The following is a 9,099-nucleotide window of genomic DNA, read 5'->3' as shown; positions in this document are numbered from 1 at the left end:
TGGGGCGGTTGGACGTAGAATCCAGAGCGGCATGGGCGTGCAGGCGGTCAAAATGGTTGGAGTCGCTGCGCAACGGGAGCTATAATTAGTTTCTTTTATTGAAGCCTTGCGGGCGCGGCGGGACACGGAGGCGTCGGCCCGCGTTGGAGTGTCCGGTTTTCTCAAGGATGTGATTATGACGTTGAACATCATGATGGGCCGATCGCGCGGCGTTCGGCGGTGGATGCTGTCGGCGATGATGGCGCTTTGGGTCGTGCTGGTCGCGGTGGGCGCCGCGCGGGCGGAGTTGTCGGATCGCGAGCAGTTTGTGAACCTGATCTACGAGGGCCGCCTGCAGGAGGCCTGCGACTTTCTATCGAACCGGCCGGCGGAGGTGGTGGGCGAGGACGTGAAGGGTCTCGAGCCGCTGCTGGAGAGGTATGCGGAGCTCGAGGCGACGCGCCGGGAGCGCAAGGGGGCCAGCTACGGCGAGGCGGTGGAGGAGGCCCGGAAGGAACTGGCGGCGGGCGAGGTGGAGAAGGCGCTGAGCGGGGTGCGGAAGGCGAAGTTCTACGCCGAGGACGAGCAGCAGTTCGGGCAGCAGGAGTGGGTCAAGCAGGTGGTGGCGGAGGCGTTGCTGAAGGCTGAGCAGTACCTGGCGGATCACGAGTGGCTCAAGGCGGGGAATATCTACGGGGAGCTGTCGACGATCTACGAGGACGAGAAGCAGTACGAGGACAAGACGAAGGAGTGCGCCACGCGGGCGCGGATCGAGAGTCTTTACGAGTCGGGGGAGGACTGGCAGGAGCAGGTCAAGGGGATCAAGATGGACGTGCTGGCTGAGATCAGCTACCACGTGGAGAACTACTACGTGGACGATCCCGATCTGCGCAAGCTGACGCTGGGCGGTTTGGAGTCCTTGGCCCTGTTCACGCAGATCGAGAAGCTCAAGGAGAACTTTCCGGTTCTGGCGGATTCGGAGAAGGTCGGGGCGTACAACGAGCGGGTGGCGGGGTTGATCGAGCAGGTGAAGGCGGAGAAGCAGGAGAGTTTTTCGGAGACGGACCTGATGCGTGCGTTCGTCAAGTTCATGATGATCAACCAGGAGACGCTGGAGCTTCCGGAGAATCTGGTGACCCGGGAGTTTGTGGACGGGGCGATGTTCAAGCTGGACCAGTTCAGCGGGGTGATCTGGCCGTACGAGATGGACGACTTCCAGAAGCACACGCTGGGCAAGTTCAGCGGGGTGGGGATCCAGATCACGATGGACAAGAACAAGCTGAAGGTGATCACGCCGATATTCGGGACTCCGGCGTACAAGGCGGGGATCGAGCCTGGGGCGTTCATCACCAGCATCGACGGCGAGAGCACCGACGGGATCACGATCGACCAGGCGGTCCGCAAGATCACGGGTCCGAAGGGCACGATCGTGCGGCTCGGGATTTTGCACTCGTGGGCGGACGATCCGGTGGACATTCCGATCATGCGGGACACCATCATCATCCACACGGTCAAAGGGGCCAAGCTGGAGACGGACGACGCGTGGGACTACTTGATCGACCCGGAGGACAAGATCGCGTACCTGCGGATCACGAGTTTCACGGAGTCGACGGTGGAGGACCTGCACGAGGCGATCCGGCAGATTGAGTCGAGCGGGGCCCGCGGGTTGATCGTGGATCTGCGGTTCAATCCGGGCGGGACGCTGCGGGCCGCGGTGGACACGGCGGATATCTTTCTGGAGGACGGCGTGATCGTTTCGACCAAGGGTCGGGCGGTGGACTCGTACGAGGGCAAAGCGGAGACGGACGGTCCGCAGTTCGACCTTCCGCTGGTGGTGCTGATCAACAACATCAGCGCGAGCGGTTCGGAGATCGTCTGCGGGGCGTTGCGGGACCACGGGCGGGCGATGGTGATCGGCGAGCGGAGTTACGGCAAGGGGAGCGTGCAGAACGTGATCCGCCTGGCCAACGGGGCGAGCCGGTTGAAGCTGACCACGGCCTACTACTACCTGCCGAGCGGGATCTGCCTGCACCGGCGGGACGACGCGAAGGAATGGGGCGTCGATCCGAACATCGAGGTGGCCTTGAGTCCCGAGGAGCTTCGCGACGTGATGGAGCTCCAGCGGGACGCTGAGGTCATCCAGAATCACAAGGAGGCCAACGGCGCGTCCGCGGCGGACGAGGAGCAGGGCGCGACCGATGCGGACGAGGCCGAGGGCGAGGGGTCCGTGACCACGACGACGAGCACCGCGCCGGCAGAGGCGAGCACGCAGCCGGCCAAGAAGGAGTATCCGCGGGTCGATCCGCAGTTGGAGACGGCCCTGTTGGTGATGAAGACGCGACTGGCGACGGAGCTGCCCTGGAAGCCGGTATTGCAGGAGGAGAAGCTCCAGGGGATCGCCCGGTCGCCGGTGTCGGCGATCGGTCCGAAGTCCACCGCCCCGGTAGTCACAGAGGAGTAGGCATGGCCCACACGAAATCCCGCGTGCTCTGGTCGGTCCTGGTCGGTTCCATCGTCGTCGCGGCCGGCGGCTTTCTGGCCAGTTGCGTCGGCAACGATGAGTTCAGAACCCTGTCCACCACCCGGAGCGCCGAGATGGACCGGCGGGCCGAGCAGTTGCGTTCGGCCCAGTTGGTGCTGATCTACAGCGCCTCGAGCCGGAACAACTTCGAGCCGTGCGGGTGCGGCGGGCAGTACGAAGGGGGCTTGAGCCGGCGGGCGACGGTGTTCGAGGAGTTTCGCAAGATCAACCCGAACCTCGTGGCTTTGGACGCCGGCGATCTGATCGCGGGCGCCTCGCCCAGTCCCACCGTGGCGCTCGACCACCTGGGACAGGCCTACCACGAGCTGGGCTACGACGCGATTCTGGTGGGTCCCGAGGAGCTGACGACGGGGTTTGGCGAAGTTCGCCGCATCGGCGAAAAGCAGAGCCTGCCGTTTGTCCTGAGCAACGTCAAGCCCAAGGACGGGCCGGGCGTTCCCGAGGTGGTGCGGATCGAGCGGGCGGGGCGGAAGATCGCGGTGATCGGCGTGGTCGGTGCGTCCCACTTCGAGAGCAGTCCGCACCTGAAGCGCCGGCGGGCTGAGATGGTCGTCGAGGATCCGGCGTCGGCGGTCGCCCGGCTGACCGCGGCGCTTCGGCCGGCGAGCGACCTGATTATCCTGCTTTCACACATTCCGGCTTCGGAGCGCGACGGCCTGGCTGGGAAGTTGGGCGGGGTGGATGTCTGGATCGACAATCCCGGTTTCCTGAGTTTCAGCGACAAGAAGCGGGCTGAGAGCCAGCCGGCCAAGCCGTTCGAGGGCATCGCGCCGCAGGCTGTTCTGGCCACCTCCTCATGGGAGAACGACCGCAAGATCGGGCTGGCCTGCCTGAGTTTCCCGCTGACGGGTCCGAAGCTGGCTTCGAGCGAGATGTTCGAACTGGCCAAGGACATACGCGAGAATCCGCGGATGCTGGAGATCTACGATTCTTACAAGTTCAGTTCGCGTCAGGTGTTGATTCCGCGGCTGATCCCGGCTGGGTCCAGGGAGAGCCGGAAGGACTTTGCGTACACCTCGTCCGCGAGTTGCCAGGGCTGCCACCCCGCGCAGTACGAGTTGTGGGCCAAGACCGATCACGCGCACGCCTTTGCGACGCTGGTCAAGGAGTGCCGGGACGACGATCCGGCCTGCTGGGCGTGCCACTCGACGGGTTTCACCGAGGCGAGCGGGTTTGTTTCACCGGCCGAGACGCCGGAGCTCAAGGACGTCGGCTGTCAGATGTGCCACCGGGTGGATCTGCGCTGGCACCCGATGCAGAAGCCCAAGCGTCCGCGGGCGTACAACATGGTGCAGACGTGGCACTGTTCGCGCTGCCACATCGAGCATCGCAGCCCGAAGTATCGCGGCAACGAGAACGAGTATCGCGAGAAGATTGCCTGTCCGGCCATGGACAGGCCTCAGGCGACGACGACGCAGCCGGCCGGCGGGCCCAAGACGGTAAGCCCATAGTCGGCACCGGTCTGGCGGGAATATCAGGAGGCGAGCCGGATGACAACGCGGATTCCGGAGACGGTTCAGGCATTGGCCGGCTGGCGGTTCACCTCGGCGTCCGGTCAGCAGCACAGTGTCAGCACGCGGCGGGTGATTCTGGAGCGCGGGGCGATCGAGAAGCTGCCCGGTGCGATTGAGGAACTCGGTCTGGGGCGTCGGGCGTGGATTCTGGCGGATGAGAACACGTTTGCCGCGGCGGGCGAGCAGACCCGGCGGGTGCTTGAGGCGGCGGGTATCGAGGTGCGGCAGAGCATCCTTCGTGCTCACGACGGCTACATCGGGGCCGATGATATCTATCTCGACCAGGCCCGTGAGGGCGTCTGGGAGGAGGCGGAGCTGTTTGTCGGCGTCGGGTCGGGGGTGATCAACGATCTGACGCGGCTGCTCGTGCTGGAGCGCGGCGTGCGGTACGCGGCGGTGGCGACGGCGGCGTCGGTCAACGGGTACGGATCGCCCATCAGCTCGTTCATCGAGAAGGGCGTCAAGATCATCAAGCCGAGCGCCCGGACGGATGTGATCGTGGCGGACCTGGACGTGCTGACGGCGGCGCCGGTGCGGTTGTCCCAGTCCGGGTTCGGCGATTTGCTGGCGAAGAACACGTCGAATACCGACTGGTATCTGGCCCATCTGGTGACCGGGACCGGGTATACGCCGATTCCCGTGGAGATGGTCCGTCGGGCGGGTCAGCGGGCGATTCGGCTGGCGTCGGGCGTCGGTCGGCGCGATCCGGAGTCGATTGAGGTGCTGATCGCGGGCCTGATCGCCGGCGCGTTCGCGATGGACTCGGCGGGCGTGACGGCTCCGGCCTCGGGCGGCGAGCACCTGATCAGCCACTACATGGAGATGGTGGCCCACTTCCGGAACTATCAGCCGCCGATGCACGGCGAGCAGGTGGCGTTGGGCACGCTGATCGCCTCGTCGCTCTACGAGAGGCTGCTGGAGGCGGACCTTGACGGCTTGGACGTTGACGGGTTGGTCGAGCGGTATCCGGAGTGGCCGCAGCGAAGCGAGCAGGTCCGCTGCGATCACGGCGAACTGGCCGAGATCGTGATGCCGGAGGCGCGGAAGCAGCAGAAGACGAAGGCCCAGTATCGGGCCCACCTGGAGACGATCCGGCGGGCGTGGCCGCAGTTCGTCCAGCAGGCCAGGGACAGCGTGCTGCCGGCGGGAACGATTCGCGAGGCGTATGAGGCGGCGGGGACGCCGACACGGGCCTCGCAGCTTGAAATCGATCCGGCGCTGGTGCGCAAGGCGTACCTGCTGGCTCGCGACGTGCGCGACCGTTACACGGTGCTCCATCTGGCCGGCGACCTGGGTTTGCTGGCGTCCTTGGCCGACGAGGTTTTGGATCGCAGCGGCGTGTTGCGCTAGGCTTACCCGCCGCCGACGTCCGCCACCACCGTCTTGACCGCTGAGAACTCCCGCGCCGGTTCAACCGCCACGTCCAATGTCACCGCCCGATTCGGCAGCGAGAGCACGGCGTGGTAGCGTCCGTATTCGGGCACGACGATCCACGCCTTGCCTTCCGGATCGGTGACGCTGCCGAGGCCTTCGGCGCCCTGGTCCTCGGCGGGGTACAGCACGACGGGGACGTTGGCCAGGGGATTGCCGGCGTCTTTGACCAGGACGATGATCTCCGGCTGCCCGCCGAAGGGCGGGAGCGGCTGGGATTCGAAATGGTCCATGACGGTATCGGTGGCGAAGCTCTGCGGGGCTTTGGGGTATCGCGAGTCAAACCAGTTGATGTAGTCCAGATACTGAAGCGAGGCCGAGATGCCTTTGGGACCGGGGCCGGAGAGGGCGGGCCACTTCAGGGCGGCTGGATCGTGGCCCAGACCGCGCGGATCGTCCGCGTCCGTCGCCCACTGGAGGATCGCGTAGGGCATGATGCCCGAGATGTCGCGGGCGCGGTACAGGTCGATGTAGGTGGCGATGCGTTTGCTGACCGCGTGGATTTTTTCCCAGTAGAAATCGTGCAGGACCGGCGGGTCATTGCGCCGATAGGCCAGGCCGCTGTTGAAGAACGACCAGGTGCCTTCGAAGGCGATCTCGCCGATGATCAACGGGCGGTGATTGACCTTCTCCTGCCAGTTTCGGGTGTCCTCGTCTTTCCATTGGTAGTGCATGTTGGTTACTTTCAGCCACGGGTAGCCGTGCTGTTTGCAGCCTTCGGAGCCATGGAGTTGGGTGAGCCGCGACGGGTCTTCGGCCATGACGGCTTCGTTCAGCACGCGCAGGGCCTCGGTCTGCTTGGTGAGGTTTTCGATCTGTTTGGGATCATCGACCATTCGGGCCCAGAACTCGTTGTGCAGGCTGTAGAAGATCAGCGACGGATGGTTTCGGAATCGGCGGGCCCAGCGGTGATACTGGTCGACGACGGGTTCGAGCCGCTCGTAGTTGACTTCCTGGTTCTGCTCATCCCAGACCCAGTCCCACGGCACGAACGGGGCTTCGAGGGTGGCCAGGAGCCCCATCGCGTCGGTCGCCTCGACGAACGACGGGCAGTTCATTCCAGCGAGATGCAGCCGGATGTGGTTGGCGTTCATATATCGGTAGATCTGCATCTGGTTGAGCCACTTGAGGCGATGGTGCATGGGCGTGGTGTAGTGGGGGATGCTGGGGCTGGTGCCCTGGAGGCGGATTTTGCGGCCGTTGAAGACGAAGTCCGTACCGGCGATCCACAACTCGCGGAAGCCGAAAGGCGTCCATCGCCGGTCCAGCAGCGTGCCGTCGGCGTCGCGCCATTCGGTGCGAAGCTGGTAGAGGTGCGGGTCGTCGATATCCCAGCGATGCGGGTCGGTCCACTTCTGGCGGACGGTGATCGGCTCCTGATTCGCTTCGACCTGGGTGGAGGGCAGATCGAGCACCTTTTGCCCCCCTTCCCAGACTTCGTGCGTGAGCGTTCCGTCCGGCGAACCGGCCAGTTCGGCCTGAACGGCGATGGTTCCGTTCCGGACGCTGGTGGTCACGAACACGTCGGCGATGGCCCGCGCCGGGACCGACCGCAGATAGACGTCGCCGAGGATGCCCGACCAGAATTCCATCGTGGTGCTGTCGGGGTGGTGATCCAGCCGCTGGGTGACGCGGTCGGGAACGTACTTCTGGTAGCGGATTTCGTAGGTTCGGCCGTTGGATCGCGGGTCGGTGTTGTCGCTGGTCGAGAGGTAGAGGGTTTCGGGATCTCCTCCGACGTGGCTGAACCGTCCGCCGCCGTGTTCGCGGATTTCCTGGTGCCCCGTGTGGGCGGGTCCCAGGGGCTTGCCGTCCTCGAAGACCTCCATGGTGCTGCCCGATCCTTTGTCGGTTCCGCCGCAGGAGTGCGGCATCGTGTAGAGCCAGGCGTGGCCTTCCTGCGAGCGCATCCAACCCGGATCGAGGGTCAGGCGTTTCTCCACCGGTTTGAAGTGGTTGTGGTGGTCCTCGACGCAGACGACCAGATCATTGTCGGCGTCGCGTTTCACGGCATCGGTGACGTCGAAGTGGAAATCGTCGATGTCGCCGAGATGCTCGCCGATCTTTTGGCCGTTGAGGTAGACCGTCGCCCTGTAGGCCACCTGGCCGAAATCGAGGATGACGCGGTTGTCGGCGGCGAACGTCGCGGGCACGAGGAAACTCGTCCGGTACCACATCGAGTGGGTTTCGGCGTCCTTTTCAGCCAGTCCTTCGGACATCTGCCAGACGCCGGGCACTCGGGCCGTGGCGGCGTAGGTCTGCGGCGTCGCATCGGGCGGCGCGGAGGCCAGTTGCCAGAGGCCGTTGAGGCACAGCGAGGCCCGCGGTTCGGCCGGCGGGGCGGCCAGCGGTTCTGTAGTCGCCTCGTCGGTCACCGTCGCCGGGTTCTCGCGAGGCGGACGGGGCAGTTCCAGGACCTTCCATCGCGCCAGGTCGGGATCGGCGGTGTTGAAGAAGGCGGTGAACGTTATGCCGTAGAGGCTGTGAGATGGCGCGAGGTCTTCGCCCCCTACCGTCCAGAGCACGTTGGGCGACGTGTCGAAGTCGTATCGGCCGAGGGCCGCCTCGCCGCTGAGTTTTACGTCGATCGCAAAGTCGCTGAGGTTATTCTTGACGTAGTCGATTGCCTTGGGGTGGTCGAAGGCAAACGATGTCACCCAATCCTCGCGGCCGATTTGTTTTTCGATCGTCTGCCCGCCTATCGTCACCGCTGCGGACCCTTGCGTTTTAACAAGCCGCAGGTCCACCCGCAGCGACCGCAGCCGCTGGGCCTGCTCGGGCAGGGAACGATGAACCGTCACCGTTTGCTCGGCGGCTGGGCCGAACCTCGCCGCCAGCGGCATTCGCGCGCGATACTGGACCAGGATGGACTCGATCGGGTCTCGCCGAAGCTCGCGGTTGGGGCCTTTGATTTCCAGCTTCTGTGAGGCCACGGTCACCGCGATGAAACCGGGCACGGGCAGACGGGCTTGCGAGGTGAACCGTATGGCGGAGACGAACTTCTCCGGGTTCGGGTTCTTCCACTCCAGCAGGTGCAAGCCCAGCGGGCTCTGGGTGTCGTTGCGGCCGATCCAGGCCAGCGGGCCGTTCGGGGCCGGTTTGGCCAGGTGCCAGTCGTTGGCCTCCTGGTCGATCCGCAGCGGGACTTGCACCGTCCGGTCGTCATCGTACTGGATCTCCACGTGGGCGTACGGCTGCTTGTCGTTTCGGTCCACCCAGGCGACGCCGTGCAGCAGATAGAGGTATTCGAACTGCCGGCCGACCTTGATCCACTGGCTCTCTCTGGGATAGTGGGCGACTTCGCGGCCCATGAGCATGATGCACGCCCGGCCGCCGTTGGCGTTCGGATCGATCACGTCGAAGGGCACGCCGGCGAATTCGCGGACGCCGACCGGGAGCCACGCCATGTCGTTGTTGCCCTGGTCGGTCCAGCCGCCCTTGCGGTCGCCAAGCTGGTCGTCGGCCAGTCCGGCATTGGCGGCTGAGCGAAGATCGACGAAGGTCGTGAGTTCCGGGGCCTCGTAGATCGGGGCGGGCGATTGGAGCGTGCAGATCAACACGAACAGGGCCGCGGTTGCCAGGAGAGCGTTTACTCGCATGGTAACTCCTTGCAGGTTGACAGAGGGATTTGCG

At 65.0% G+C, this 9,099-nt stretch carries 4 protein-coding genes; 3 read left to right on the top strand and 1 reads right to left on the bottom strand.

What is annotated here, in order from left to right:
- Positions 1-175 precede the first annotated feature (175 nt).
- Genes GXY33_08935 through GXY33_08925 form a run of 3 tightly spaced genes read left to right on the top strand, consistent with a single transcriptional unit; the run spans position 176 to position 5,385 of the window.
- Positions 176-2,440 (top strand): S41 family peptidase, encoded by a 2,265-nt coding sequence (locus GXY33_08935; GenBank protein NLX05256.1) that lies wholly within the window; start codon positions 176-178, stop codon positions 2,438-2,440.
- 2 nt (positions 2,441-2,442) lie between these two features.
- Entirely contained in the window at positions 2,443-3,972 is a 1,530-nt protein-coding gene (locus GXY33_08930) for a hypothetical protein (GenBank protein ID NLX05255.1), read from the top strand.
- Positions 3,973-4,011: 39 nt separating this feature from the next.
- Positions 4,012-5,385 (top strand): sn-glycerol-1-phosphate dehydrogenase, encoded by a 1,374-nt coding sequence (locus tag GXY33_08925; protein ID NLX05254.1) that lies wholly within the window; start codon positions 4,012-4,014, stop codon positions 5,383-5,385.
- Between the two features lie 2 nt (positions 5,386-5,387).
- Here GXY33_08925 and GXY33_08920 read toward each other — a convergent pair whose 3' ends face one another.
- On the bottom strand, positions 5,388-9,065 hold the full coding sequence (locus GXY33_08920; GenBank protein NLX05253.1) for a hypothetical protein: 3,678 nt from the start codon (positions 9,063-9,065) through the stop codon (positions 5,388-5,390).
- Between the last annotated feature and the right edge of the window lie 34 nt (positions 9,066-9,099).

This window comes from Phycisphaerae bacterium (assembly GCA_012729815.1).
In the GTDB taxonomy this organism is placed as follows: Bacteria; Planctomycetota; Phycisphaerae; order JAAYCJ01; family JAAYCJ01; genus JAAYCJ01.
This window is presented reverse-complemented; position numbering and strand designations above follow the sequence as displayed.